The 24,893-nt window shown below is 68.8% G+C and carries 28 protein-coding genes and 1 riboswitch; of the genes, 22 read left to right on the plus strand and 6 right to left on the minus strand.

Annotated elements, in window-relative coordinates:
* The first annotated feature begins 37 nt into the window (after nt 1–37).
* Nucleotides 38–781: an alpha/beta fold hydrolase gene (locus G6035_RS13455; RefSeq protein WP_176617607.1), complete on the plus strand. Its 744-nt coding sequence runs from the start codon at nt 38–40 to the stop codon at nt 779–781.
* A gap of 24 nt (nt 782–805) precedes the next feature.
* Here the strand turns inward: G6035_RS13455 and thiC are convergent, their stop codons facing one another.
* Nucleotides 806–2,548, minus strand: coding sequence for a phosphomethylpyrimidine synthase ThiC (gene thiC / locus G6035_RS13460; RefSeq protein ID WP_176617608.1), 1,743 nt, complete (start codon nt 2,546–2,548; stop codon nt 806–808).
* Nucleotides 2,546–2,656: riboswitch (TPP riboswitch) on the minus strand. It overlaps the preceding gene by 3 nt.
* 50 nt (nt 2,657–2,706) lie before the next feature.
* Between thiC and G6035_RS13465 the strand changes: the two genes are divergently transcribed.
* The 21 genes from G6035_RS13465 (at nt 2,707) to G6035_RS13565 (ending at nt 19,466) form a co-directional block, all read left to right on the plus strand.
* Entirely contained in the window at nt 2,707–3,213 is a 507-nt protein-coding gene (locus G6035_RS13465) for a GNAT family N-acetyltransferase (RefSeq protein WP_176617609.1), read from the plus strand.
* A gap of 121 nt (nt 3,214–3,334) precedes the next feature.
* The gene (locus G6035_RS13470) at nt 3,335–4,072 is read left to right on the plus strand and encodes a hypothetical protein (RefSeq protein WP_176617610.1); all 738 of its coding nucleotides are present in this window, start codon (nt 3,335–3,337) and stop codon (nt 4,070–4,072) included.
* On the plus strand, nt 4,069–4,671 hold the full coding sequence (locus tag G6035_RS13475; protein WP_176617611.1) for a carboxymuconolactone decarboxylase family protein: 603 nt from the start codon (nt 4,069–4,071) through the stop codon (nt 4,669–4,671). The genes G6035_RS13470 and G6035_RS13475 overlap by 4 nt, the downstream gene beginning before the upstream one ends.
* 87 nt (nt 4,672–4,758) lie before the next feature.
* Nucleotides 4,759–6,396, plus strand: a complete 1,638-nt coding sequence (locus G6035_RS13480; protein WP_371131015.1) for an HD domain-containing phosphohydrolase — start codon at nt 4,759–4,761, stop codon at nt 6,394–6,396.
* 50 nt (nt 6,397–6,446) lie between these two features.
* Nucleotides 6,447–7,340, plus strand: coding sequence for a VOC family protein (locus G6035_RS13485; protein WP_176617612.1), 894 nt, complete (start codon nt 6,447–6,449; stop codon nt 7,338–7,340).
* Nucleotides 7,341–7,373: 33 nt separating this feature from the next.
* Nucleotides 7,374–7,826, plus strand: coding sequence for a hypothetical protein (locus G6035_RS13490; RefSeq protein WP_176617613.1), 453 nt, complete (start codon nt 7,374–7,376; stop codon nt 7,824–7,826).
* A 218-nt stretch (nt 7,827–8,044) separates the two neighbouring features.
* On the plus strand, nt 8,045–8,452 hold the full coding sequence (rpsP, locus tag G6035_RS13495) for a 30S ribosomal protein S16 (RefSeq protein ID WP_176617614.1): 408 nt from the start codon (nt 8,045–8,047) through the stop codon (nt 8,450–8,452).
* Between the two features lies 1 nt (nt 8,453).
* Nucleotides 8,454–8,696, plus strand: a complete 243-nt coding sequence (locus G6035_RS13500; protein WP_176617615.1) for an RNA-binding protein — start codon at nt 8,454–8,456, stop codon at nt 8,694–8,696.
* A gap of 151 nt (nt 8,697–8,847) precedes the next feature.
* On the plus strand, nt 8,848–9,408 hold the full coding sequence (gene rimM, locus G6035_RS13505) for a ribosome maturation factor RimM (RefSeq protein ID WP_176617616.1): 561 nt from the start codon (nt 8,848–8,850) through the stop codon (nt 9,406–9,408).
* Complete coding sequence (gene trmD / locus G6035_RS13510) at nt 9,408–10,244, plus strand: tRNA (guanosine(37)-N1)-methyltransferase TrmD (protein WP_176617617.1); 837 nt, start codon at nt 9,408–9,410, stop codon at nt 10,242–10,244. The genes rimM and trmD overlap by 1 nt, the downstream gene beginning before the upstream one ends.
* Before the next feature lie 255 nt (nt 10,245–10,499).
* Nucleotides 10,500–10,859 carry a 50S ribosomal protein L19 gene (gene rplS / locus G6035_RS13515; protein WP_176617618.1) on the plus strand — a complete coding sequence of 120 codons (360 nt, stop codon included), beginning with the start codon at nt 10,500–10,502 and terminating at the stop codon, nt 10,857–10,859.
* 15 nt (nt 10,860–10,874) lie between these two features.
* Complete coding sequence (lepB, locus tag G6035_RS13520; protein WP_176617619.1) at nt 10,875–11,531, plus strand: signal peptidase I; 657 nt, start codon at nt 10,875–10,877, stop codon at nt 11,529–11,531.
* Nucleotides 11,532–11,587: 56 nt separating this feature from the next.
* Complete coding sequence (gene lepB / locus G6035_RS13525; RefSeq protein ID WP_176617620.1) at nt 11,588–12,445, plus strand: signal peptidase I; 858 nt, start codon at nt 11,588–11,590, stop codon at nt 12,443–12,445.
* Nucleotides 12,445–13,128, plus strand: a complete 684-nt coding sequence (locus tag G6035_RS13530) for a ribonuclease HII (RefSeq protein WP_176617621.1) — start codon at nt 12,445–12,447, stop codon at nt 13,126–13,128. The genes lepB (G6035_RS13525) and G6035_RS13530 overlap by 1 nt, the downstream gene beginning before the upstream one ends.
* 63 nt (nt 13,129–13,191) lie before the next feature.
* A complete protein-coding gene (locus G6035_RS13535) occupies nt 13,192–13,524 on the plus strand; it encodes a DUF2469 domain-containing protein (protein WP_176617622.1) in 333 nt (110 codons plus the stop codon).
* 195 nt (nt 13,525–13,719) lie between these two features.
* Nucleotides 13,720–14,076, plus strand: a complete 357-nt coding sequence (locus G6035_RS13540; RefSeq protein ID WP_176617623.1) for a YraN family protein — start codon at nt 13,720–13,722, stop codon at nt 14,074–14,076.
* Nucleotides 14,077–15,630, plus strand: a complete 1,554-nt coding sequence (locus G6035_RS13545) for a YifB family Mg chelatase-like AAA ATPase (protein ID WP_176617624.1) — start codon at nt 14,077–14,079, stop codon at nt 15,628–15,630.
* Nucleotides 15,627–16,910 carry a DNA-processing protein DprA gene (locus tag G6035_RS13550; RefSeq protein WP_176617625.1) on the plus strand — a complete coding sequence of 428 codons (1,284 nt, stop codon included), beginning with the start codon at nt 15,627–15,629 and terminating at the stop codon, nt 16,908–16,910. The genes G6035_RS13545 and G6035_RS13550 overlap by 4 nt, the downstream gene beginning before the upstream one ends.
* 235 nt (nt 16,911–17,145) lie before the next feature.
* Complete coding sequence (locus tag G6035_RS13555) at nt 17,146–17,679, plus strand: macro domain-containing protein (RefSeq protein ID WP_176617626.1); 534 nt, start codon at nt 17,146–17,148, stop codon at nt 17,677–17,679.
* A 59-nt stretch (nt 17,680–17,738) separates the two neighbouring features.
* Nucleotides 17,739–18,674 (plus strand): tyrosine recombinase XerC, encoded by a 936-nt coding sequence (locus G6035_RS13560; protein ID WP_176617627.1) that lies wholly within the window; start codon nt 17,739–17,741, stop codon nt 18,672–18,674.
* 288 nt (nt 18,675–18,962) lie between these two features.
* Complete coding sequence (locus G6035_RS13565) at nt 18,963–19,466, plus strand: DUF3145 domain-containing protein (protein ID WP_176617628.1); 504 nt, start codon at nt 18,963–18,965, stop codon at nt 19,464–19,466.
* Between the two features lie 134 nt (nt 19,467–19,600).
* Here the strand turns inward: G6035_RS13565 and fabF are convergent, their stop codons facing one another.
* The 5 genes from fabF to G6035_RS13590 all read right to left on the minus strand — a co-directional run bounded on the left by fabF (nt 19,601) and on the right by G6035_RS13590 (nt 24,723).
* Nucleotides 19,601–20,860 carry a beta-ketoacyl-ACP synthase II gene (gene fabF / locus G6035_RS13570; protein ID WP_176617629.1) on the minus strand — a complete coding sequence of 420 codons (1,260 nt, stop codon included), beginning with the start codon at nt 20,858–20,860 and terminating at the stop codon, nt 19,601–19,603.
* 133 nt (nt 20,861–20,993) lie between these two features.
* Nucleotides 20,994–21,239 carry an acyl carrier protein gene (locus G6035_RS13575; RefSeq protein ID WP_038462997.1) on the minus strand — a complete coding sequence of 82 codons (246 nt, stop codon included), beginning with the start codon at nt 21,237–21,239 and terminating at the stop codon, nt 20,994–20,996.
* Nucleotides 21,240–21,340: 101 nt separating this feature from the next.
* Nucleotides 21,341–22,402, minus strand: a complete 1,062-nt coding sequence (locus G6035_RS13580; RefSeq protein ID WP_371131016.1) for a beta-ketoacyl-ACP synthase III — start codon at nt 22,400–22,402, stop codon at nt 21,341–21,343.
* Nucleotides 22,399–23,340, minus strand: coding sequence for an ACP S-malonyltransferase (locus tag G6035_RS13585; RefSeq protein WP_176617630.1), 942 nt, complete (start codon nt 23,338–23,340; stop codon nt 22,399–22,401). The genes G6035_RS13580 and G6035_RS13585 overlap by 4 nt, the downstream gene beginning before the upstream one ends.
* Nucleotides 23,341–23,448: 108 nt before the next feature.
* Nucleotides 23,449–24,723, minus strand: a complete 1,275-nt coding sequence (locus G6035_RS13590; protein WP_176617631.1) for a CdaR family transcriptional regulator — start codon at nt 24,721–24,723, stop codon at nt 23,449–23,451.
* Between the last annotated feature and the right edge of the window lie 170 nt (nt 24,724–24,893).

Below are 24,893 nucleotides of genomic sequence, written 5' to 3' on the forward strand. Positions count from 1 at the left end.
CCCCGGCGTTGTCCGTCCCGTCCGGTAACCTGCTTGAATGACTAAACCCCGGATCGTGTTCGTGCACGGGATCGACGGCTATGGCGCCGCCGCATGGCCGGTCCAGCACCGCCTGGCCGGGCGTTACGATGCCCTGTTCCTGAAACGGACGGGCTTCGACGCCGTGGAGCCGCCCCTGCCCACTGACTTTGCCGCCGACGCCGGGATCGTCATCGACGCCCTGGACGGCGGCGCGCACCTGGTGGCACATGCCCAGGGCGCCATTGCCGCTGTCATGGCGGCCGTGGAGCGGCCCGATCTCGTCAAGTCGCTGGTCCTGGTGGAACCGGCGCTGCTGTCGCTGACGGCGGAACTGCCTGCCACCACCGCGTACCGTGAACACCTGGAGCCGCTTTTCGCGCGCAGTGCGTCGCTGACGGACGCGGCGTTTTCCGCCGAATTCCGCCGCCTGACCGCATCCATGAACGGGCCGGGCGCCCCGGCCGGCGGGGCATCGGGCCTCCGGGCGGGCCCGGCAGCGCCGCAAAGGGGTCCGGCGGAATCCGCGGCCAGGATCGCCGCCCGAGTGCACCTGCAGGCGCCACAGTGGGACGCGCCGGTCCACATAGTGCCCGGCGTGCCCACCCTGGTTGTGACCGGCGGATGGGAACCGCTTTACGAGGAGATCGCCGACTACCTCGCCACCACGGGCGCCCGCCACGAGGTCACCCGCGGCGGGCACCGCCCGCAGGACTCGGAGGAAGGCGCCGCGCTGATTGAGGAATTCATCGCCCGGCATTGAGTCCGGCGGACGGGGCGGTGCCGGCTAGCTGCGCGGCACGCTCAACTCCGGAAGGTAGACCTTCGCCCCCGAGGCCATGAACTCGGCACTCTTGGCCGCCATGCCGCTGGCGATCTGCTCCTGGTCCTGCGCCGAGCCGTAGGCGTCCCGGATGTCCTGGCTGATCCGCATGGAGCAGAACTTGGGGCCGCACATCGAGCAAAAGTGCGCCGTCTTGGCCGGCTCGGCGGGCAGGGTCTCGTCGTGGAAGGCCTCCGCCGTCGCCGGGTCGAGGGACAGCGAGAACTGGTCCCGCCAGCGGAACTCAAAGCGGGCCTTCGACAGCGCGTCGTCACGGTCCCGTGCACCGGGGTGCCCCTTGGCCATGTCGGCGGCGTGGGCGGCGATCTTGTAGGTGATCACGCCCGTCTTCACGTCGTCCTTGTTGGGCAGCCCCAGGTGCTCCTTCGGCGTGACGTAGCACAGCATGGCCGTCCCGTAGCGGGCGATCTCCGTGGCGCCGATGGCCGAGGTGATGTGGTCGTAGCCGGGGGCGATGTCCGTCACCAGCGGGCCCAGCGTGTAGAACGGGGCGCCGTCGCACAGTTCCTGCTGGCGTTCCACATTCTCGCGGACCAGGTGGAACGGGATGTGGCCGGGCCCCTCCACCATGACCTGGACGTCGTACTTCCAGGCCCGCCTGGTCAGCTCGGCCAGCGTGTCCAGCTCCGCAAACTGGGCGGCGTCGTTGGCGTCGGCCGTGGAGCCCGGGCGCAGGCCGTCGCCCAGGGAAAATGCCACGTCGTAGCGGGCAAAGATTTCGCACAGTTCGTCAAAGTGCGTGTACAGGAAGTTCTCCTGGTGGTGGGCCAGGCACCAGCCGGCCATGATGGACCCGCCGCGGGAAACGATGCCCGTGACCCGGTTGGCCGTGAGCGGGACGTAGCGCAGCAGCACGCCGGCGTGGATGGTCATGTAGTCCACCCCCTGCTCGCATTGCTCGATCACGGTGTCGCGGAAGATCTCCCAGGTGAGCTTGTCCGCCTCGCCGTTGACCTTTTCGAGGGCCTGGTAGATGGGCACCGTGCCGATGGGCACGGGGGAGTTGCGGATGATCCACTCCCTCGTGGTGTGGATGTCGTCGCCCGTGGAGAGGTCCATGACGGTGTCCGCGCCCCACAGGGTGGCCCACTGCAGCTTGTCCACCTCCTCGGCGATGGAGCTGGTGACGGCGGAGTTGCCGATGTTTGCATTGATCTTCACCAGGAAGGCCTTGCCGATGATCATCGGCTCGGACTCCGGGTGGTTGATGTTGTTGGGGATGATGGCCCGCCCGGCGGCCAGCTCGCTGCGGACCAATTCCACGTCGCAGTTTTCGCGCAGGGCCACAAACCGCATTTCCTGGGTCACGACGCCGGCCCGGGCGTAGTGCATCTGGGTCACCGTGTGCCCCTCCCGGGACCGCAGTGGCGCCCGCTGGGCACCCTTCCACTCCGCCGAGGCGGCGCCGCGCCGCTGGGCCGAGCGGCCGTCGTCGAGCAGCTCGCGGCCGCGGCCCTGGTAGGTTTCGCAGTCCCCGCGCGCCCCGATCCAGGGGTCCCGCAGCGGCGGCAGCCCGTGGACGGGGTCGCTGCCGGGCCCTGCCGTCCGGTAGACCTGAAGGGGCGGATTTTCCCGCCCCGGCGCCGAATCCTCCAGCGTGATGGACGTTACCGGGACCCGCAGGCCATGGTGGTCATCCGTCAGGTAGGACAGTGTGTGGGCAGGGCTTTGTTCGGTGGAATTCACTAGGTGGTACTCACTTCCTTCGCCGGCATTACCCGGACAGGTTCAACGGTCCCGGGCAGCTGCAGCCCGTGTCTCAGCCCCTGCTTCGGGGCTCCCGTGTGGTCAAAGACGAAGTTACACGATCACCAGGTGCCGGTGTCAAGCCGTAGGATCGTTCCATGCTGGAAATCCGTCCCGCGGCGTTGAGTGAATTCTCGCTTTTGCCTGCCCTCGAAGCGGACGCGGACCTGGCCTTCGACACCCTGGACCCGCCGTTCGGCCATCGCGGGGAGTTTCCGCCGCCGGGTACGGCCGAGTCCTATGCCGACGCGTTCCACATCATGGTGGCAGGACGGCCGCCCGTGGGTTTTGCACGCCTGGACATTGTTGACGGCCAGGCCCATTTGGGGCAGCTGGCCGTCAGCCCCGAGCATGCCCGGCAGGGGATCGGGCGGGCGCTCGTCATGGCCGCCAAGGCGTGGGCATTGGAGGCCGGCTTCCACACCATGACGCTGTGCACCTTCGCCGACGTGCCGTTCAACGGCCCGTTTTATGCCGGCTGCGGCTTTGTGGAACTGCCGGAGGAATCGCTGGCCCCGGAACTGCGCCGGCTCCGCCGCGAGGAATCCGCGCTGGGGCTCGATGCCATGGGCCGGCGCGTGGCCATGTCCGCCCGGCTCCGCTGACGGTCCGCCCGGCCCGGCGGCGGTACCCCGAACGGGGCCGGGCCTTAATGGGTCATCTGCCCCATGCGCCCGGGCGGCTGCGGCCCTACGCTGGTCAGAACACCGCATAAGGAGGCCACCCATGGCAACCACAACACCGCAGGAATGCGCGGTCCGGGCCGAGGCGGCAGCAGACATGCCCCCGGACCCCGCCGAACACTTTGCCGGCTACGCGGTCTTGGGGGTTCCGCTCAGTTCGGGCCACTACCTGGCCTTCCGATGCTTCCCGTCCAGTTCAATTGGCCCGGGGTACCGCGCCGTGTGGCTTCGCACGCCCGCGGGGCAGTGGACGGTTTACGCCGACGTCCCGCCGGAACAGAGCTGCGCCAGGTACTTCGGGGCCGCCCTGGCGCAGGCCGTGACCGCACGGGTCGACGCCGAATGGGCCGGCCCGCGGGCGCTCAAGGTGGGAGTGCCCGGCGTCGTCAGTTGGGAACTGGAACTGGGGGTGAGCTGGGCCACCGCCGCCGCCACGGCGGCGGCCCTGCGGCTTCCTTCCGCAGTGTGGCGCCGCGACGGCGTGGTCAACGCCATGGGCCGCATGATGGGACCGGCGCTGGGCGCGGGGCGGATGAAACTTGCCGGCCTGGTCCCCAACGGCCAAAGGTTCCAGGCCAGGCCGCTGCGGCTCTGGACCGTCACGCACAGCCGGGCCGTCATTGGCGGCGAGGACGCGGGAATCCTGCGGGTACTTCCCGGGCAGGAGCACCTGGCCGATTTTTGGCTCCCCCGGCGGGGCCTGTTCGTGGCGGACGTGGGCATCAGGTTCCCGTCCACCGCAGCGCACGCCGGATCACGAAAGGGCGGCAAAACACCATGAGCGTCATTGAAACCATTCCCGAATCCGCTGCTGCGGGGCCCATTGCGCAGCTGTATGCCGACGACCTCCGGGCGCTGGGCTACGTGCCCAGCCACTCACGGGCCATGGCCCTGAATCCCGGGGCGTTCGCCGCTTGGCGGGCGCTGCAGGCGGCCATCGCCAGCTCGCTTGGCCTGCGCCGTTACGAACTGGTGACCCTGGCGGCGGCACGCGGGATCGGCTCGGCGGCCTGCCTGCTGGCACACGGCAGGAAGGCCCTGACATTCATGGAGGCGGACGAGTTGGAGCGGGTGGCCCGAGACTACCGGACCGCCGGACTCCCCGCGGATGAGGTCGCCATGATGGACTTCGCCCTCAAGCTCAGCACGGCTTCCGCCACCATGGACGACGCCGATTCCCGCTCCCTGCGCGACGCCGGCTTCAGCGACCGGGAGATCGTGGACATCGCACTGGCTGCCGCAGCCCGCAACTATTTCAGCCGGGCGCTGCACGCCCTGGCCGTGGACGTTGATGTCCCTCCCGGCCTCGATCCGAGGCTGCAGGATGCCCTGCTCGCACCCCTGGGCGGGCCGGCGCATCCTGCGCCGGCCGGCAGCTGACCCCACCCGGGGCCGGAGGTGGCCGGGCCTGGGCCGGACTGCGGCGGGAACCGGTACGCGTCGAGGGCCCGGCCGTAGAATGGGGGTGTGGCGGCACAGGACTTCGGTGATTCCCTCCGGCTTCCCACGGCCCCCGGGCCTGCGGGCATGGTGCCGCGGGCTCCCTTTACCGCCCGGCGCGCCGAGGTGCTGGCGGCCCTTTCCCTGGCCATCGACCTGGGGCTCGGCCAGCCCATGGATCACATGCTGCGCGCCATGCAGCTGGGCGCGCGGATGGCCGATCTGCTGGACATCGGGCCGGAGGCCCGGGCCCGGACGTACTACGCCAACCTCCTGGCCTGGATCGGCTGCCACGCGGACTCCTTTGAACTGGCGGCCCGTTTTGGCGACGACATCGGCTTCCGTGCCGACTACTATCTCATCGACGCCCGAGGGCTGCCCATGCTGACGCTGATGCTGCACCGCACCGGCACCGAACTGCCGCCCCTGCGCCGGGCCGCCCGGCAGTCGCGGTTTGCGGCGACAGCGGGCACGGCGGTGCGGAAGCTGATCCGTTCCCACTGCCTGTCCGCCGGTCAGCTGGCAAACCGGGTGGGACTGGACCCGGGCATGCCGGCGATTCTGGGCCATGCCTTTGAGCGCTGGGACGGCAAGGGGCTCCCTGCGGGGAGGGCAGGCGTTGAAATCCCCCTGGAAATGCGCATAGCCCAGCTGGCGGACACGGCCGAGGTGTTCCTGCGGACCGGAGGCCTGCCCGCTGCGGTGGCCATGGTCCGGCAACGCCGGGGCACGCAGTTCGACCCGGAGCTGGCGGACCTGTTTTGCGCCCGGGCCGCCGCCCTGGCGGCGGGTCTGCTGGAAGGGGACCCATGGCCGGCAGCACTCGCAGCGGCTCCCGGCGATGACGACCTGACCGAGGCCGGGCTGGACGCCGTGCTGGCAGCCATGGGCGACTTTGCCGACCTGAAGTGCCCGTGGACTGCGGGACATTCCCGGGCTGTGGCCTCGTTGGCGGCGGCCGCCGGGCGCGAGTGGGCCCTGCCGGCCACTGAGGTGGAACTGCTGCGCCGTGCCGGCTGGGTCCATGACCTGGGCCGGATGGGTGTTTCCAACGCGATCTGGGACAAGCAGGCGCAGCTGTCTTCCATGGACCGTGAACGGCTGCAAATGTACCCCTTCCTCAGCGAGCGCATCCTGGGCAGGGTCCCCGGCCTGCGACGGGTGGCGGGGCTCGCCGGCGCGCACCGGGAGCGGCTCGACGGGTCCGGCTACCCGCGCGGACTCAGCGGCGCCGGGCTGGACGCCGGGCAGCGGATTCTGGCCGCGGCCGATGCTTACCAGGGCAGCCTCGAGCCGCGCCCGCACCGCCGGGCTGCCACGCCTGCCGAAGCTGCCGCCAGGCTGCGCTCCGACGTCGTGGCGGGCCGGCTGGACGCGCGCGCCGTGGACGCGGTCCTGCGGGCCTCAGGCGGCCATGTTGCCCGGCGCCGCAGCCCAGCCGCCGGATTGACACCCAGGGAGCTCGAGGTGCTTGCCTTGCTGTGCCGGGGCATGAACAACAAGGATATTGCCGCCGCCCTGTTCATTGCCCCGAAGACAGCCCGCAACCACGTGGAGCACATTTATGAAAAGACCGGGGCCGCCAACCGGGTTTCGGCGACCCTCTTCGCCCTGGACCATGGACTGTGGGAGCGGGTCCCCGGAACCAACCCCGGAATAAGTTGAAGCTTCAAGTAGTTTGATACGATATGAACACAACAACCCTTGGAGAAGCCATGACCACCACCCCGCAAGACCTCCTTTCCGCCGACCTGCAAATGGGCACCGTGATGCTCAAGGTCGGGGACATGAAGCTGATGAGCAACTACTACCAAAAGGCGCTCGGCCTGGACATAGTCGTCGAGGCCGACGGCGGCCAGTACCTGGGCCGCGGCACCACGCCGCTGGTCCACCTGCAGCCGGCCGGCGGCCTGCACATCCCCGGCCGCGGCGAGGCCGGACTGTTCCACACGGCCCTGCTTTTCGACGACCAGGCCTCCCTGGCTGCCACCGTGGCCAGCGCCGCACAGTACGACCCGAAGCTGTTTGCCGGCAGTGCCGACCACCTCGTGTCCGAAGCCTTCTACTTCACCGACCCTGAAGGCAACGGCATCGAGCTGTACTGGGACCGCCCCCGCACCGAATGGAACTGGACCAACGGAACGGTGGAAATGGATTCGCTGGCCCTGCCGCCGCAGCACTACCTGACGCAGCACCTGACCGAGAAGTCGGTGACGGGGCAGCGGGACGCCGCCGCCGGCGTCGGCCACGTGCACCTGCAGGTGGGCGACGTGCAGACCGCGGAGAAGTTCTATGTCGACACCCTCGGCTTTGAGCGTACGGCCGGATGGCACGGGCAGGCACTGTTCGTCTCCGCCGGCGGGTACCACCACCACATGGCCATGAACGTCTGGAACAGCCGCGGCGCCGGCCCCCGCAAGGACACGCTGGGCCTGGGTGAGGTCCTGATCAAGCTCCCCGGCCAGGACGACGTCGGCGCGCTGGGCGAGCGTTTGGCCCACCACGGCATTGCCGTTGCCAACACCGGGTCCGAAATCCTCTTCGACGACCCGTGGCGCAACCGGATTCGCGTTAGTGTGGAGAGTGCCCCCGCCGCAGCCCACAGCTGACCCGGCACCACCCCTTTCGCGAAAGGCACCCGTGTGGCCCTTTACTCCGAGTTCTTCATAGCCGACCACCACCAGGCCGTTGCCCGTGCCAAGGCCCGTGAGGCCGGAAAATCGCCGGCCGTGGACGTCCCCGTCCTGCCAACGCCGGGCCTGGGAGACCTTGAAATTGAGGTGCTGGGGGAACTGGCGGTGAGGAAGGTCCACGCGACCGGCGTCGGTGCAGAACTGAGCCTGGTGGACATTGAGCTGGACACGCTTTATGCCGTCCCCGATGCCCTGCTGGAAGTTTTCGCCGAACTGGACGCGCCGGAGGATCCGGCCGACGTGGCGGAGCTGGCCGCCGAGTGGGCCGCCGCCGACGAGATGGAGTCCACCCCCGAGGTGACCGGGCCGCTGGTGCGCGCCCTTGCGGCCATGGCGGTATCAGCCATGGCCGCGGCGGAGGACAACGCGAAAATGGGGCTGTTCTTCTTCGCCGCCCCGTAGGCCCGGCCCCGCCCGGTGTTAAATCCGGCAGGCATGCACCGCCCCGTCCACTGGTGTCACACCGATGCGCAATTGTCTGGCATAATGGACGGGTACTCGATCCGTTCGGCCCCTCTCTCCGTTCGATGATCCTGTCCTTTGAAATCCGCGTGATCGGCCCGCCCCACGGGAGCGTGAAACGGAATTCGCCCCTTTTCGAACCAGGAGTAACCACTAAAGTGGCCGTAAAGATTCGCCTTAAGCGCTTCGGCAAGATGCGCGCACCGTACTACCGCATCGTCGTCATGGACTCGCACGCAAAGCGTGACGGCCGTGCCATCGAAGAAATCGGCAAGTACCACCCCACCGAGCAGCCTTCCTTCATTGAAGTGAACTCTGACCGTGCACAGTACTGGCTTGGCGTTGGCGCCCAGCCGTCCGAGCCCGTAGCCAAGATCCTGAAGATCACCGGTGACTGGCAGAAGTTCAAGGGCATCAAGGGCGCCGAAGGCACCTTGAAGACCAAGGAGCCCAAGGTGGCGTTTGTTGCCCCCGAGGCCAAGAACCTTGTTGTCAAGGAAGCCATCACCAAGAAGGCCGCCAAGGCTGACGGGGCCGAGGCTGCCGAAAGCACCGAGGCTGAGTAACTTGCTGGCTGAAGCGCTGGAGCACTTGGTCCGGGGGATCGTTGACTCCCCCGACGACGTCAAGGTGAGCGTCAACAACAACCGCCGCGGGGAATCCCTCGAGGTGCGCGTTCACCAGGACGATCTGGGCCGGGTCATTGGCCGCCAGGGCCGCACCGCCCGTGCCTTGCGCACCGTGGTTGCAGCCTTGGCCCACGGCGAACCGGTCCGTGTTGACGTTGTCGACACCGACCGCCGCCGCTAAGCTGCCGCGACAGGCCATTGCGCCGCGCAGGCGGTGCAGCAGAAGTTTTCAGTAGTAAAGCCACGGATTGGCCCCGGCACCATCATGGTGTCGGGGCCAACTGTTTTCCCGGCCGCCCCGGCCCCACCAACGCACGCCCCAAGGAGTACACATGCAGGTTCAGGTTGCCCGGATCGGCAAGCCCCACGGCATTCGCGGCGAAGTGACCGTCCTGGTCCTCACCGATGCCCCCGATTCACGCTTTGCCGTCGGCGCGGAATTTGCCGCCGAGCCGGCCACCGCCGGCACCCTGACGGTCCGCAGCTCCCGCTGGAACAAGGACATCCTGCTGCTCGGCTTCGAGGGTGTCAACACCCGCAACGACGCCGAACTGCTCCGTGGCACCACGCTGCTCTTTGACTCCGAGGACGACGGGGACGACGACGCCTGGTACGAACACGAACTGCTGAACCTTGAGGTCCGGATCGGCACCCGGAAGGTTGGCAAGGTCACGGGCCTGCGCACCCTGCCCGTGCAGGACCTGTTGATCGTCGAGGACGCCGACGGCGACGAGGTCCTGGTCCCGTTCGTCGACGAAATCGTCCCCGAGGTCAACATCGAGGAAGGCTACGTCCTCCTCACGCCCCCGGAGGGGCTGTTCGCCGTGAACAAGGAAGCCACCGAAAATGATGAAACCGGCGGGGCGGCGGACACGGAAGGCCGGCAGGACTGATGCGCCTTGACGTCGTCAGCATCTTCCCGGAATACCTGGCCCCGCTGGACCTGAGCCTGATCGGCAAGGCCCGCACCGAAGGACTGCTGGAACTGGCCGTCCATGACCTGCGCAGCTACACGCAGGACCGCCACCGCACCGTGGATGACACCCCTTATGGGGGCGGCGCCGGCATGGTCATGAAGCCCGAACCGTGGGCCCAGGCACTGGAGGACATTGCCGGTGCCTCCGTGGCAGCCGCCGACGGCGCGGCCCCGGGACGGAAACCCATCCTCATCGTCCCGTCCCCGGCGGGGGAGGTCTTCACGCAGCGGCTGGCCCGGGAGCTGGCGGAAGAGGACCACCTGGTGTTTGCGTGCGGGCGCTATGAAGGCATCGACGAACGTGTCCTGGAATGGGCTGCGGGCCAGTACACCGTGCGGCCCCTCAGCCTCGGCGACTACGTGCTCAACGGCGGCGAGGTCGCCGTGCTGGCGATGGTGGAGGCCATCGGCCGGCTTATCCCCGGCGTTGTCGGCAACCCCGAATCGCTGGTCGAGGAATCGCACTCCGACGGCCTCCTGGAGTACCCCGTGTACACCAAGCCCTCCAGCTGGCGGGACCGGGAGGTGCCGGAGGTGCTGCTCAGCGGCAACCACGGCAAGATCGCCAAGTTCCGCCGCGAACACCAGCTGCGCCGCACGGCAGCCCGCCGCCCCGACCTGCTGGACAAGCTGGACGTCTCCAACTTCAGCAAGACGGAACGGAACGTGCTCTGGGACCTCGGCTACGCCGTCGTCGACGGACGGGCGGTGCGCCGCCCCGGCGAACAACCCGGCGAACCATCAGGTGAATAGCCCGGCGAACAGCTGCCGGGGCCGCGTGCCGCAGCACCGATTGGTGCCGGTGCCGCCCGGTATGGCAAAATAAGGGCATGTGCCTACTGGGCGCGTTCCTGCCACAGGGGGAGCGTTCGTCAACAGGGCGGCACACCGGGCATCCACCACTGAATCCCGGTCTTTCATCTTTCGCCTTCCGTGACTGGCCCCGTGCCGTCCATGGCAGGCGTGACACAAAGCAGATGACCTGTGGCGTTTGCCTGGAGTGAGACTATGCAGATTCTCGATTCTGTTGACGCAGCCAGCCTGCGCAGCGACATCCCCGCCTTCCGCGCCGGTGACACCCTCAACGTTCACGTGAACATCATTGAAGGCTCCCGCTCGCGTGTCCAGGTGTTCAAGGGCTTCGTCCTTGGCCGCCAGGGCGACGGCGTCCGCGAAACCTTCACGGTCCGCAAGGTCTCCTTCGGTGTCGGCGTGGAGCGTACCTTCCCGGTGCACTCCCCGGTCATCGAAAAGATTGAGCTGGTCACCAAGGGCGATGTCCGCCGCGCCAAGCTGTACTACATGCGCAAGCTGCGCGGCAAGGCTGCCAAGATCAAGGAAAAGCGCGACAACGTTCCCGCCAAGTAAAAAGGGAACCGCACTTTGATCCAAGCGAAACGCCAGTCCAGGAAACTGGGCTGGCGTTTTGTTGTTGTTGCCGTGGTGGTGTTGTTCCTGCTCGCCGCGGTGGTGCGCAACGTCTGGGTGGACGTGTATTACATCCCGTCCGGGTCCATGGAACCGCTGCTGCTGACCGGGGACCGCGTGCTGGTCTCGCGCACCGATTTTGCGCACACGCCGATCAAGCGCGGCGACGTGGTGGTCTTTGACGGCACAGGGTCCTTCACGCCGTGGCGTCCCGCCGGCGACCCGCTCATGGCCGCTGCCGTCGCCACCGGGCAGTGGCTGGGCCTGGTGCCCAACAACAACATCTACGTCAAGCGGGTGCTGGGCGTGGCGGGGGACACTGTCAAGTGCTGCACCGCGGCCGGCCTGCTGGAGGTCAACGGCGTTCCGGTGACTGAGAGTTACCTGTATCCCGGGGACAAACCCAGCGAGTTGAAGTTCGACGTCACCGTGCCGCAGGGTAAATTGTGGCTCATGGGCGACCACCGGAGTATCTCAGCGGATTCGCGGTCCCTGCTGGGCATGCCCGGTGGCGGCCTGATCGACACCGGCAAGGTGATCGGAAGGCCGTGGGCCACCGTGTGGCCGCTGGGGCGGATCCATGTTTTGAAGAGCGGCGCCCCCACGCCCTGAGCTGCCGATCCCGCATGTGCAGGACTGAACCGTTGAACTGACCTTAAGGAAACCCCATGGAGCACCAAGCACCCGGCGATCCCGCCCAGTCCCACCCGGACGACGGCGGTGCGCAGGAGGGTGCCCGCGGCACCGGGGCGCAGGGTGCCCACGCCACCCACGGCGCGCACGTCCCCGAGGCCACGGCGTTGGGACGCTTCAGCAGCAGCGCCTGGCGCTGGGGCAGGGAAATTGTCACCATCCTGGCCATCGCCCTGGTGCTGTCCTTCCTGATCAAGACCTTCCTGTTCCGCGCGTTTTACATTCCGTCCGGTTCCATGGAAAACACGTTGCGCATCGACGACAGGATCTTTGTAAACCTGCTGGTGCCGGAACCTTTTGCGCTCAAGCGCGGTGACGTGGTCGTGTTCAAGGACACCCTGGGATGGCTGCCGCCGCAGGCGGCCCCGACCGGGCCGTTTACCTGGATTGGCGACGTCGCCACGTTCCTTGGCCTGGCCCCGGACAGCTCGCAGCAGCACCTCGTCAAGCGTGTCATCGGTCTGCCGGGGGACCATGTGAAGTGCTGTACTGCGGCCGGGAAAATGACGGTCAACGGGGCGGCCCTCACGGAGCCGTACCTTTTCCCGGGGGCCTCTCCCTCGGACACCACCTTTGACGTGACAGTCCCGGCCGGGCACATCTGGGTCATGGGCGACCACCGCAACAACTCCGAGGACTCGCGCGCGCACCAGGCCCTGAACGGGACCGGCTTTGTGCCCATCTCCGCCGTGGAAGGCCGGGCCATCGTGATCGCCTGGCCATTGAACCACCTGGGCATCCTGGGGAACTATCCGAAGGTGTTCGCCGACGTGCCCGCACCGTCAGGCGTGGGCCAGGGGACGTCGTCGGGCGTCGTCCCGGCGGGCAAGTAGTGGCGGCGCCGCCGCCCACCTTGGCCTGGGAACGCGAACTGGCGGCCCAGGGCTACACGCTGGTGGCCGGCTGCGATGAGGTGGGCCGGGGTGCGCTGGCCGGCCCCGTCAGCGTCGGCCTGGTGGTCATCAACGCCGCGACGGCCACCGAACTGCCGGGGGTCAAGGACAGCAAGCTGCTGGGCGGGCCGGTCCGGCAGGCACTCGTGCCGGCCATCCGGGAGTGGGCGCAGGCCCAGGCGGTGGGACATGCCTCGGCGGCCGAGATTGACGCGGTGGGCCTCGTGTCCGCACTGCGCCTGGCCGGGACACGGGCGCTGGCTGCGGTTGCCGCGGAGCTCCTGCCCGGCTATGTCATCCTCGACGGCAACCAGGACTGGCTCTCCGCCCCCGTCCAGCCGGAGCTGCCGTTCCCCGGGCTGCCGCAGGATTCCGCCGGACCCGCCCCGGGCGCGGCCATGACGGTGCGCACCCGCATCAAGGCGGACATGACCTGCCTGTCGGTGGCTGCCGCGAGCGTGCTGGCGAAGGTGGAGCGGGACTCGATGATGGTGGAGCTGGCGCAGGACCATCCGCAGTTTGGCTGGGACGGCAACAAGGGCTATGCGACGGCAGCCCACCGCGCGGCGATCGCCGGGCACGGACCCACGGATTTCCACCGCAAGACCTGGCGGCTGGTGTAGCTTTTCGCCGCGGGCGTACGGAGCCGTTCGTCGCCAGCGCCCCAAGTGATGGATGATGGAACCATGAGCGCTGAGGACCTGGAAAACTACGAAACCGACATGGAGCTGCAGCTCTACCGTGAATACCGGGACGTGGTGAACCTCTTCAGCTACGTGGTGGAGACCGAGCGCCGCTTCTACCTGGCCAACCACGTCGACCTGCAGGCACGCTCCGCCGACGGCGAGGTCTACTTCGACTTGACCCTCCAGGACGCCTGGGTGTGGGACGTCTACCGCACGGCCCGCTTCGTCAAGAACGTCCGTGTCATCACCTTCAAGGACGTCAACGTCGAGGAACTGATCAAGACGGACGACCTCCAAATCCCCAAGGACGGCCGGCTGGGCCCGCTCGGCTGACCCTTCCGGCCCGTACCGGCCGGACCCAGGCAGGCAGGGGAGGACGACGCCGGAACCCGGGTTCCGGCGTCGTCCTTCCTTTTGTGCCCGCCGTCCTTCCTCCACAACGGGTGCCCGCGCGCCGGCTTTCCACATTTGGCCCAACCATTCCTCCGCGGCACGGAAATAACCGCCACGCTGGCAGTGGAGGTTGCCATGAGAGCGAAAGATGCATTGGGCCTGAGCGGTGAAAGGCTCGCCGCGGACTATCTCGAGGACCGGGGGATCCGGGTCATCGACAGCAATTGGCGGTGCCCGTCGGGGGAGATCGACCTGGTGGCACTCGATGGTGCCGAACTGGTGATCGTGGAGGTCAAGACCCGCCGGTCGAGGCGTTACGGCGACCCGCTGGAGGCCGTCACGCCGGCCAAGTTGCGCCGGCTGCGGACCTTGGCCGTGCTGTGGGCGAGGGAGCACCGGCACGTCATCGGCGGGCTGCGGGTCGACGCCGTGGGCATCGTCATGAACGGGCGTGCGGAACCCAGCATTGACCACCTCAAGGGGGTGTTGTGAATGGGGATGGGCAGGGCGCTGGCGGTGGCCCTCGTGGGGCTCAACGGCCACGTGATCGAGGTTGAGGCGGACATCGGCCAGACCCTTCCCAGCTTCATATTGCTGGGACTTCCCGATGCGGCCCTGAGCGAGGCGCGCGAGCGCATCCGTTCGGCGGCCCATAACTCCGGGATCCCGTTGAGCCGGCGGAAGATCACGGTCAATCTGGTTCCCGCCTCGCTGCCCAAGAAGGGTTCCGGCTTTGACCTGGCCATCGTCATGGCGTCGCTGGAAGCGGCCGGGGACGTGCGCCGGACCGGGGGAACGGTATTCATTGCCGAACTGGGCCTGGACGGGCGGCTGCGGCCGGTCCGCGGTGTGCTGCCGGCGGTGCTGGCGGCCATGCAGGCCGGCTGGAAGGAGTTCGTGGTGGCGGAGTCGAACCTGGCGGAGGCGGAACTGGTGGCCGGGGCCAAGGTGCGCGGCTACGCTTCGCTGGCTCACGTGGCAGCGGATTTTGACGCCGATCCCCGGGAACTGGTGTACGCCGTGCCCGATGGCCCCACGGCGGCCGCGACGGGGCCAAGCGAAGGCCCGGCCGCCGTGGACCGGGCCACGCCGGACCTCTGCGAGGTGGCAGGGCAGGCCGAGGCCCGGCTGGCACTGGAGATCGCTGCGGCGGGCGGCCACCACCTGATGATGGTGGGCCCGCCGGGCTCGGGCAAGACCATGCTGGCTGAACGCCTGCCGGGGCTCCTGCCGGAGCTCAGCGACGACGAGGCCCTGGAGGTGACGGCCATCCATTCGCTGGACCATGTGCGCAGCGGCGTCAATGCCCTGATCCGGCGTCCGCCCTACGAACGCCCGCACCACTCCGCCAGCCCGGCCGCCATCATCGGGGGAGGGACCGGCATTCCCCGGCCGGGGGCCGCATCCCGTGCGCACAGGGGCGTGCTGTTCCTGGATGAGGCGCCCGAATTCGAAAAGCGGGTCCTCGACGCCCTGCGCCAACCGCTCGAAAGCGGCGAACTGGTGCTCCACCGTTCGGCCGGGACGGCCGCCTACCCGGCACGCTTCCAGCTCGTGCTCGCCGCGAACCCCTGCCCGTGCGGGAAGGCGGCGGGCAAGGGCATCAGTTGCGAGTGCACGCCCATGGCGCGGCGCCGCTACTTTGGCCGGTTGTCCGGGCCGCTGCTGGACCGTGTGGACATCCAGCTGCAAGTCAACCGCGTGCAGCTGGCCCAGCTCTCCGACGCCGCACCGCGGGAAGGCACCGCCCAGGTTGCGGCACGGGTGCAGGCGGCACGGGACACCGCCAGGGAACGGCTGCGCCCGTATGGCCTGGTGCACAACGCAGACCTCACCGGCAGGATCCTGCGCGGGCCCCTGCGGCTGCCCCCGGTTGACACGGCCCTGCTGGACCGGGCCATGGGCCTGGGCACCCTGACGGCCCGCGGCTATGACAGGGTCTTGCGCCTGGCCTGGACGGTCGCGGACGTGCAGGGCCGCGAACGGCCCCGCGCCGACGACGTCGGCCTGGCCCTGACACTGCGACAACGAGGAGAAGGACAATGAACGACACCAACCACCGCGGCACGGGCCCAGGCGACGGCAGTGCAGACATCCGCGTGGCCAGGGCGGCCCTGACCCGGCTGATGGAACCGTCCGACCTGGCCGGACTGGCGCTCATTGCCGTCGCAGGCCCCGTGGACGCGCTGGCCTTCATCCGCAGCGGCGCCGGGTCCAGCGCCGTGCTGGAACAGGAGATGACCGAGGTGATGGCCGAGGCCGGCACAGGCCGCTGGCCGGGCCTGGCCGACGCGCTGGGGCGGTGGCGGCCGCGGCTGGCCGACCTGGCCCCCGAACGCGACCTGGGACTGCTGGAACGGTACGGCGGCGGGCTGCTGATCCCCGAAGACCCCCAGTGGCCGGCCTCCCTGGCCGACCTGCAGCTGACGGCACCCATTGCCTTGTGGATGCGCGGGCGCATGCTGCACCTGCCGGGGCAACAGCGCTGCATTGCCCTGGTCGGTTCCCGGGACGGCACCAGCTACGGCGTCAACCTCACCGCGGAAATCGCCTCGTCCCTCGTGCAGCGCGGCTACACCGTGGTCAGCGGCGGGGCCTACGGCATTGACGCCAGTGCCCACCGCGGCGCACTCGCCGCAGCCAGGCAGGACCCCGCCTACTGGGGCGCTGCCCCGCCCGCCGGAGCGGCGCCCCTGCCCGGAGCCGGCGGCACGGCCCAGCCGCCCACCGTGGCGGTCATGGCCGGGGGCCTCGACAGGTTCTACCCGTCGGGCAACGAGGACCTCCTGCGCACCATCACCGAACAAGGCTGCATCATCGCCGAGGTTCCCCCGGGCACCAACCCGACCCGTTACCGCTTTTTGCAACGGAACAGGTTAATCGCGGCGCTGTGTGAAATGACAGTCGTGGTCGAGGCACGGTGGCGGTCCGGGGCCCTCAACACCGCCCACCATGCCGAGCAGCTCAGCCGGTCCGTCGGAGCCGTCCCCGGCTCGGTGTACTCGGCAAACTCCGCCGGCTGCCACCGGCTGCTGCGGGAAGGGGCTGCCGTGTGCGTGACCGACGCGGCGGACATTGCCGAACTGGCCGGAGCCGCCGGGGCCAACCTGGCACCGGAACGGGATGCCGCACCGGCCGTGCACGACGGGCTCGGCGTGGAAGACCTCCTGCTGCTCGACGCCCTGCCGCTGCGTTCGGCCACCACGGTGGACAAGCTCACCGTGGTGGCCGGGCTCGGGACGGCCACCGTGCTGGCGGGCCTGGGCCGGCTGGAACTGCTCGGGCTGGCCGAGCGGCTGAACAACGGCTGGAAGCGCAATCGATGAAGCCGGCCGAAGCACGGGGTGTTGCCCGGCGGTCCAACCAGGTGCAGCAGCCGCTGCCCGGCTGCCGGGCGCGCCGTGGGGGGGCGGCCACAATGCCATCAGTGCGCGAGGGGCCTGCAGGACCCTCTTCCCGCCTGGCGGGTGCGCCGTGGCCGGCATGCCGGGCCGCACGAACCTGGCCGGGAGGGCCGGGTGCCCCTGACAGCGGCAACGGCACCTTTGATAGCGTGGGCGCATGGATATCACCGTTGTCCAGACGGACATCACCACCTTGGACGTGGACGCGATCGTCAACGCGGCCAACCCGGGCCTGCTCGGGGGAGGCGGGGTGGACGGTGCCATCCACCGGGCCGCCGGAGCGGAACTGCTGGCCGAGTGCCGGGAACTGCGGCGCACCCGCTATCCCGGCGGACTGCCCGTTGGGGATGCCGTGGCCACGGGCGCAGGGCTGCTGCCGGCGCGCTGGGTGATCCACACCGTGGGCCCCAACCGCTATGCCGGGCAGGTGGACCGGACCCTGCTGGAGAGCTGCTTTTCACGCTGTTGCGAGGTGGCCGCCGAGATCGGGGCCCGGACCATGGCATTTCCCGCCATCGGCGGCGGGGTGTACGGCTGGTCGGCCACGGACGTCGCCGCCGCGGCAATGGCGGGCCTTGCCGCCGCCGGGCACGCCGCCAGGGTCCGGGGCGGGCCGCAGCTTCCGGAGGCAGTGGTTCTCGTGGCCTTTTCGCCCGCCATGGCCCGCGCATTCCGAGAAGCCGCGGGCTAAGCCGGACCCCGGCGGCGGGTCAGCTTGCCCGGACGGGCCGGACAGCGCACAGTGGGGGTGTGGACCATGACGAACGCACGCACCTGCCCGAACCGCTGGCCCGGGCAGCTGAAGGATTTGAGCGCTATCTTGCCGCGGAGCGCGGCCGGTCTGCGCACACCGTGCGGGCCTACAGGGGCGATGTCGACGCCCTGCTCATCCACGCGGTCGCCGAAGGGGTCACGGGCCTCGGCGGCCTCGACCTGCCGCTCCTGCGCCGCTGGCTGGGCGGGCAAAGCGCGGAAGGCATGTCACGCTCGACGCTGGCCCGCCGGGCGGCCACGGCCCGCAGCTTTACCGCCTGGGCGCTTCGTGAAGAGCTCCTTGACGTTGACCCCGCGCTCCGGTTGAAGGCGCCCAGGCAGGACCATGCCCTCCCGGCCGTGCTGCAGCAACAGCAAATCCAGCGGCTCATGGCCAGGCTTGGGGAGGCCGCGGCGGGCGGGGACGCAGCAGCACTCCGGGACCACGCCATGGTGGAACTGCTGTACGCAACGGGCATCCGCGTCGGTGAACTATCCGGCACCGACGTCGACAGCCTCAACCGCGAACGCCGCACCCTTCGTGTCCTCGGCAAGGGCGACAAGGAGCGGGTGGTCCCCTACGGGCTGCCGGCCGCCCGGGCCGTGGAACGGTGGCTGCTGGCCGGCCGGCCGCATTTGGCCAAGGACGCCAGCGGACCAGCGCTCTTTCTCGGCAGGCGCGGCGGCCGGATCGACCAGCGCACCGTGCGCACCGTCGTCGAACGGGCCTTTGGCGCCCTGGGGGACACCGCGGCCACGGGCCCGCATACGCTCCGGCATTCCGCGGCCACCCACCTGCTCGACGGCGGGGCGGACCTGCGCGCGGTGCAGGAAATCCTGGGGCACAGCTCCCTGGCCACCACCCAGCTGTACACGCACGTCTCGGTCGAACGGCTGCGCGAGGGCTACCGGCAGGCGCACCCCAGGGCCTGAACCCGGACTGTGCCCGACGTCCGGGAACCCGGACCGGGCCGGCAGCAACCCGGCACCAGGACATTTTTTCGGGCCGTATGGCGAATTTGCCGCGTCCGGTGGCGCAATCGGCCCGGCTACGGCACAATGAGAGGGAACCTTGGGGCGAACGGTGCATTGCCGGAACAAACCAGGGGGAGATAACAGGCCGCTGGCAGGGAAGGGTCGGCACACAAGCAGCTCCGCACAAACAGTTCCATCCGTATGAAGGTCGTTGGGGAAGACGCACCTACTGCAATGGAGGATGGAATGAACGTCGTAATGACGCGCGGTGTCTTGTATGTGCACTCAGCCCCGGCTGTCATGTGCCCACATATTGAATCATCCATCGCCGCCGTGATGGATCAGCGCACGGGACTGCAGTGGACGCCACAGCCCGCGGCGCCCAATGTCATGCGCACGGAATATGTGTGGCACGGCCTGGCCGGCACCGGTGCGCGCCTGGCCTCGGCCCTCCGCGGCTGGGCCAACGTCCGCTACGAGGTCACCGAGGAACCCAGCGCCGGCTGCGACGGCTCCCGGTGGTCGCACACCCCCGAGCTGGGCATCTTCCATGCGGTCACCGACGTCCACGGCAACATCATGGTTTCCGAAGACCGCATCCGATATGCCTACGAGGCTGGCAAGGGCGAGCCTTCCGCCGTCTACCAGGAACTGTCGCTTGCCCTGGGAGAGGCTTGGGACGAAGAGCTGGAGCCGTTCCGGCACGCGGCAGCAGGGGCCCCCGTCCGGTGGCTCCACCATGTGGGCTGACTGACCCCGCTTCATTCCAGCGTCGATCCACCCGAAGCCGGCGCCGTGGCCGCACGCAGCCCCGACCCGAACAAAAGGCGGCGCGCACCTTCACAAGGTGCGCGCCGCCTTCGTGGTTAATGCCAGCGGGGTGCCTAGGCCAGCTCAACCTTGGGCCCGGTGCTGCGGATGGCAACCACGGCATTGTGGCCGCCGAAGCCGAAGGAGTTGTTCAGCGCCATGACCTGGCCGGCGGGCAGTTCGCGCGGCGTGCCGGTCACAACATCCAGGGGGATCTCCGGATCCTGGTTTTCCAGGTTGATGGTGACGGGGGCCAGGCGGTGGTAGACGGCCAGCACCGTCAGCACCGACTCGACAGCCCCCGAGGCGCCCAGCAGGTGCCCCATCTGCGACTTGGTGGCGGAGACGCACACGTTGTCCACGTGGTCCCCCAGCGCGGCCCGCAGCGCAATGTACTCGGGGCGGTCGCCCACCGGGGTGGACGTGGCGTGCGCGTTGACGTGGACCACATCTGTGGCATGGGCGCGCGCGTCGAACAGGGCGGCCTTCAAGGCGCGCGTGGCGCCCAGGCCCTCGGGGTCCGGGGCCGTGATGTGGTAGGCGTCCGCGGTGACGGAGGTGCCCGCCAGCTCGCCGTAGATGCGGGCGCCGCGGGCCAGGGCATGTTCCTCGGCCTCCAGCACCAGGGCACCGGCACCTTCGCCCATGACGAAGCCGTCGCGGTTGACGTCGTACGGCCGCGACGCGTGCTCGGGGTCGTCATTGCGCTTGGACAGGGCCTGCATGGCGGCGAAGGCGGCCATGGGCAGCGGGTGGATGGCGGCTTCGGCGCCGCCGGCCATCACGACGTCGGCCTTGCCCGAGCGGATCAGCTCCAGGCCCATGTGCAGGGCCTCGGTGCCGGAGGCGCAGGCGGAGACGGGAGTGTGGGCTCCTGCGCGGGCGCCGAGGTCCAGGCTGACGGCGGCGGCGGGGCCGTTGGGCATGAGCATGGGCACCGTCATGGGCAGCACGCGGCGGGGGCCCTTCTCGCGCAGGGTGTCCCAGGCGTCCAGCAGCGTCCATACGCCGCCGATCCCGGTGGCGAAGGCCACGGCCAGGCGGTCGTGGTCAATCTGTTCCAGCCCGGAATCCTTCCAGGCCTCGCGGGCGGCCACCACGGCAAACTGGGTGGAGGGGTCCATGCGCTTGGCTTCCACACGGCTGAGGGTCTCGGTGGCTGCAGTCGAGGCACGGGCGGCAAAGTGCACCGGGAGGTCGTACTTTTCCACCCACTCGTCGGTCATGGTGTGGGCGCCGGAAACACCCTTCAGCGCGTTCTGCCAGGTGGTGGGGACGTCGCCGCCGATGGGCGTGGTTGCTCCGAGTCCAGTGATGACTACTTTGCGGGCCATGGTTCAACTCTCTAAAAAAAGAAAAATGTTCAGGACAGACTCAATTAGTGCTGTGGGTGGCCTGCACGCAGTGTGCCGGCCACCCACGAATGCCCCGTGTCGCGCTTGCGGAGGAGGGCAGCAGGGGCGAAAACTACGCCTGTGCGCCGGCGATGAAGCTGACTGCGTCACCAACGGTCTTGAGGTTCTTGACTTCTTCGTCGGGGATCTTGACGTCGAACTTCTCTTCGGCGTTGACCACAATCGTCATCATCGAGATCGAGTCGATGTCCAGGTCGTCCGTGAAGGACTTGTCCAGCTCAACGGCCTCCGGGGCCAGGCCGGTCTCTTCGTTGACGATTTCAGCCAAGCCGGCCAGGATTTCTTCGTTGCTAGCCATTGATGGCTCCTTCTTTTGTTGTTTTCGCTGTGATCAAGGGCTTTGATCTTTTCAGGCAGTGTTGATCAAACCACGTTTGCGGCTTGCCGTGCTAGCTGAACCTAGGGGAGGCGCACCACTTGAGCGCCAAACACCAGTCCGGCACCAAAGCCGATCTGAAGCGAGAGTTTACCGGAAAGCTCGGGATTTTCCGCCAGCAGGCGGTGCGTGGCCAGGGGAATGGACGCCGCGGAGGTGTTGCCGGCGTCGGCAATGTCGCGTGCAATGACGACATCCTCGGGCAGCTTGAGCTGCTTGGCCAGTTCGTCAATGATGCGCATGTTCGCCTGGTGGGGGACAAAGGCGCCAAGGTCCCCGGCGGTGATGCCGGCGTCGTCCAGGGCCTTCTTGGCCATCTTGGCCATTTCCCATACGGCCCAGCGGAACACGGTCTGGCCGTCCTGGCGCAGGGTGGGCCACAGTGTTGCGTGGGCCTCGTCGGCCGCGGCCGATTCGATGTCGTCGGCCTTCATGGCCCGGTCGCTGAAGTCGCGCACCTCGGTGAGCGAGTGGGTCATGCCGATGGCGTCCCACCGCCCGCCGTCCGAGCCCCAGACGCTGGGGCTGATGCCGGGCTCGTCGGACGGGCCGATCACCACTGCCCCTGCGCCGTCGCCGAGCAGGAAGGAGATGGTGCGTTCGTGGTTGTCGATGACGTCGGAGAGCTTCTCGACGCCGATGACCAGCACATATTCGGCCGTTCCGGAGCGGACCAGGGCATCGGCCTGGGCCACGCCGTAGCAGTAGCCGGCACATGCGGCGGAGATGTCGTAGGCCGGGGCCGGGGTGGCGCCGAGCCGGTCCGCGATCATGGCGGCGGCCGACGGCGTCGCATACGGGTGCGTGACCGTCGCGACGAGCACGGTGCCGAGCTGTGCCGGCTCGATGCCGGCGCGCTGGATGGCCTCGGTTCCGGCAGCGACGGCCATGTCGATGACGGAGACGTCGCGCGGGGCGCGGTGGCGGGTGATGATGCCGGTGCGCTGGCGGATCCACTCGTCGGAGGAGTCGATCCACTGGCAGACGTCTTCATTGGTGACGACCACATCGGGGCGGTAGGCGCCAACGCCCATGATCCGGGCGCCGCTGCGTGCGGTGTGTTGATTCAACGTGGCTGTGCTCACTTATGGTCCTCTTCCTGCTGCGCGTGCCCGTTCAGCAGTTGCTTGGCGGCTTCCAAATCATCGGGCGTTTTCACTGCAACGGTAGCAACACCGCTCATGCCGCGCTTGGCCAGGCCCGTCAGGGTTCCGGCGGGCGTCAGCTCGATCAGGCCCGTGACCCCCATGGCGGACATGGTCTCCATGCACCGGTCCCAGCGCACGGGCCGCGACACCTGGGCGATGAGCGACTCAAGGGCCGCTGTCCCGGAAGGCACGACGGCGCCGTCGTAGTTGGAGAGCAGGGGCACCTTGGGGGCATGGGGGGAAAGCGACGGGGCGAGGGCCTCCAGCGCGGAGACGGCCGGTGCCATGTGGTGGGTGTGGAACGCGCCGGCCACCTGGAGCGGAATGACCCGGGCCTTGGCCGGCGGGGCGGCGACGAGGGCGTCGATCTGCTCCAGCGTGCCGGCGGCGACCGTCTGGCCCTTGGAGTTCATGTTGGCCGGGGCCAGGCCGGCGGCGGCAATGGCGGCCAGGACCTCCTCCGGGTCCCCGCCCACGACGGCGGCCATGCCGGTGGGCGTGACGGCAGCGGCGTCCGCCATCCTGTTGGCGCGTTCGCGCACAAACGCCATGGCGTCCGCGTAGGACAGGGTGCCGGTCAGGGCGGCTGCGGTAATTTCACCGACGGAGTGCCCGGCCACCACCACCTGCAGGGATTCCAGCGGAACGTCGAGCAGCGCCTCCGCGGCCACCAGGCCGGCGGCGACGATCAAGGGTTGCGCCACGGCGGTGTCCTTGATGGTTTCGGCGTCCGAGGTGGTGCCGTGGGCGATCAGGTCAAGGCCCGCCGCTTCGCTGAGGGACGCCAGTTTTTCCTCGACGCCGGGGCGTTCGAGCCAGGGCGCAAGGAAGCCGGGCGTTTGGGACCCCTGACCAGGGCAGACTATTGCAAGCACATTTACCAGCTTTCCAAACTTAAGGGTGTTTGCACGGTGTTTGCGTGCACCAAGCTCACGAGAAGGATTTGTAGGAAGTCTACAATATCGCCGCCGGGTTCAGGGGCGTCAGCCGCGCGCAGCCGGGCGCTCGGGCGCCTGCCTGGGCGGGGCGGCCAGGCGGCCCACCACGAGGGCTGTCTGCAGCACAAAAGCCTCGCGGGGGACCAGCGGGTCCCAGCCGGTGACGTCGCAGACGCGGCGGAGCCGGTAGCGGACGGTGTTTGAGTGGACAAACAGGTCCCGGGCCGCAGCCTCCAACGAATGGCCCAGCTCCAGGTAGCTGTTGAGTGTCTCCACCAGCCCGTTGGACGCTGCCACGAGGGGCTGGTAGATGCCGGCCACCAGCGCCCGGCGGGCCGAGTCGTCGCCGGCCATGACGCGTTCGGGCCACAGGTCGTCCGCCGAGACGGGCCGGGGCGCACCCGTCCAGCCCTTGGCCGCGGCCATGCCGGCAAACGCGGCCTGGGCTGACGCCGTGGCATCCGCCAGCGTGGCGGCGAGCGGACCGTAAACCACGGGGCCGGCCGCGAACAGGTCACTCAGGCGCAGGTAGGCGGTTTCGGGGTCGGCAACGTTGCCCAGCACCAGGATCAGCCGGTCGCCCTGGATGCCCACCATGACGTCCGCGGCAAAGCGGCCCGCGGCGCGGCGCAGCGTGGCCAGGAACGTGGCGTTGGCCTCCGCCGGGGCCGGGCCCACCATGATGGTGAAGCGGTTGTGGGAGGTCCAGCCCAGGGCGGAAATGCGTGACTGGAGTGCATCCGGGTTCTCCCCGCGCTGGATCCCGTCAACCGCCAGGGCCTCCAGCCGGGTGTCCCAGGCGCCCCGGTTTTCCGCTGCACGGGCGTAAACGTCGGCTGCCGCAAACGCCACTTCACGCGAATAGCGCAACACCGCCTCGCGGAGGGCCACCTGCTCGCTGGCGGCCGCCAGCTCCGGCACCCTATCCTCCACCACCTGCACCACGGTGCGGATCAACTGCAGGGCACGCTGCAGGCTGATGGACCGCGTCAGCTCCGTGGGGGCCGTGCCAAAGACATCGGAGAGCACCCAGCTGGGCGAGGACGGCTGTTCGTACCACGAGACAAAGGCGGCTATCCCGTTTTGTGCCACGAGCCCCAGGGTGGACCGTTCATCCGCGCTGAGCCGGCGGTACCAGGGCAGGGTGTTCTCCAGTTCACGCAGCATCGTGGTGGACAGGGGCCCGATGGTGGCGCGCAGCCGCTGAAGTGTCTCGGGGGACGCCTTGGCCTGCCCCGGGCGCCGGCGTTCCCGTGCCGGTTTCGGAACGGGGGAGACCGCGGCGGGGGCGGCTGCCGTGCCGGAATTCTTTGCTGCCATTCCTCGAGGATATGTCCTCCGACCCCCAAAGCCGTTAATTGTGTGAATTCTACAACCGGACGACGGCGCGTGCCCGGCACGGGCGCCGGCCGTTCCGGGCACGCAAAAGGGGCCGGTACAGGCAAACTGCCCGTACCGGCCCCTTTCGGCTTGTTGTCGCCGGGTTGTCC

Source organism: Arthrobacter sp. SDTb3-6 (genome assembly GCF_013376095.1).
Taxonomy (GTDB): Bacteria; Actinomycetota; Actinomycetes; order Actinomycetales; family Micrococcaceae; genus Specibacter.

Coding starts and splice junctions, on each gene's coding strand:
- G6035_RS13590 (WP_176617631.1), bottom strand. CDS start 24,723: ATGGCAGCAAAGAATTCCGGCACGGCAGCCGCCCCCGCCGCGGTCTCC.
- G6035_RS13545 (WP_176617624.1), top strand. CDS start 14,077: ATGGGGATGGGCAGGGCGCTGGCGGTGGCCCTCGTGGGGCTCAACGGC.
- G6035_RS13575 (WP_038462997.1), bottom strand. CDS start 21,239: ATGGCTAGCAACGAAGAAATCCTGGCCGGCTTGGCTGAAATCGTCAAC.
- trmD (WP_176617617.1), top strand. CDS start 9,408: ATGCGCCTTGACGTCGTCAGCATCTTCCCGGAATACCTGGCCCCGCTG.
- G6035_RS13540 (WP_176617623.1), top strand. CDS start 13,720: ATGAGAGCGAAAGATGCATTGGGCCTGAGCGGTGAAAGGCTCGCCGCG.
- G6035_RS13470 (WP_176617610.1), top strand. CDS start 3,335: ATGGCAACCACAACACCGCAGGAATGCGCGGTCCGGGCCGAGGCGGCA.
- fabF (WP_176617629.1), bottom strand. CDS start 20,860: ATGGCCCGCAAAGTAGTCATCACTGGACTCGGAGCAACCACGCCCATC.
- G6035_RS13550 (WP_176617625.1), top strand. CDS start 15,627: ATGAACGACACCAACCACCGCGGCACGGGCCCAGGCGACGGCAGTGCA.
- rplS (WP_176617618.1), top strand. CDS start 10,500: ATGCAGATTCTCGATTCTGTTGACGCAGCCAGCCTGCGCAGCGACATC.
- G6035_RS13475 (WP_176617611.1), top strand. CDS start 4,069: ATGAGCGTCATTGAAACCATTCCCGAATCCGCTGCTGCGGGGCCCATT.
- rimM (WP_176617616.1), top strand. CDS start 8,848: ATGCAGGTTCAGGTTGCCCGGATCGGCAAGCCCCACGGCATTCGCGGC.
- G6035_RS13465 (WP_176617609.1), top strand. CDS start 2,707: ATGCTGGAAATCCGTCCCGCGGCGTTGAGTGAATTCTCGCTTTTGCCT.
- lepB (WP_176617620.1), top strand. CDS start 11,588: ATGGAGCACCAAGCACCCGGCGATCCCGCCCAGTCCCACCCGGACGAC.
- G6035_RS13565 (WP_176617628.1), top strand. CDS start 18,963: ATGAACGTCGTAATGACGCGCGGTGTCTTGTATGTGCACTCAGCCCCG.
- G6035_RS13555 (WP_176617626.1), top strand. CDS start 17,146: ATGGATATCACCGTTGTCCAGACGGACATCACCACCTTGGACGTGGAC.
- G6035_RS13455 (WP_176617607.1), top strand. CDS start 38: ATGACTAAACCCCGGATCGTGTTCGTGCACGGGATCGACGGCTATGGC.
- G6035_RS13485 (WP_176617612.1), top strand. CDS start 6,447: ATGACCACCACCCCGCAAGACCTCCTTTCCGCCGACCTGCAAATGGGC.
- G6035_RS13535 (WP_176617622.1), top strand. CDS start 13,192: ATGAGCGCTGAGGACCTGGAAAACTACGAAACCGACATGGAGCTGCAG.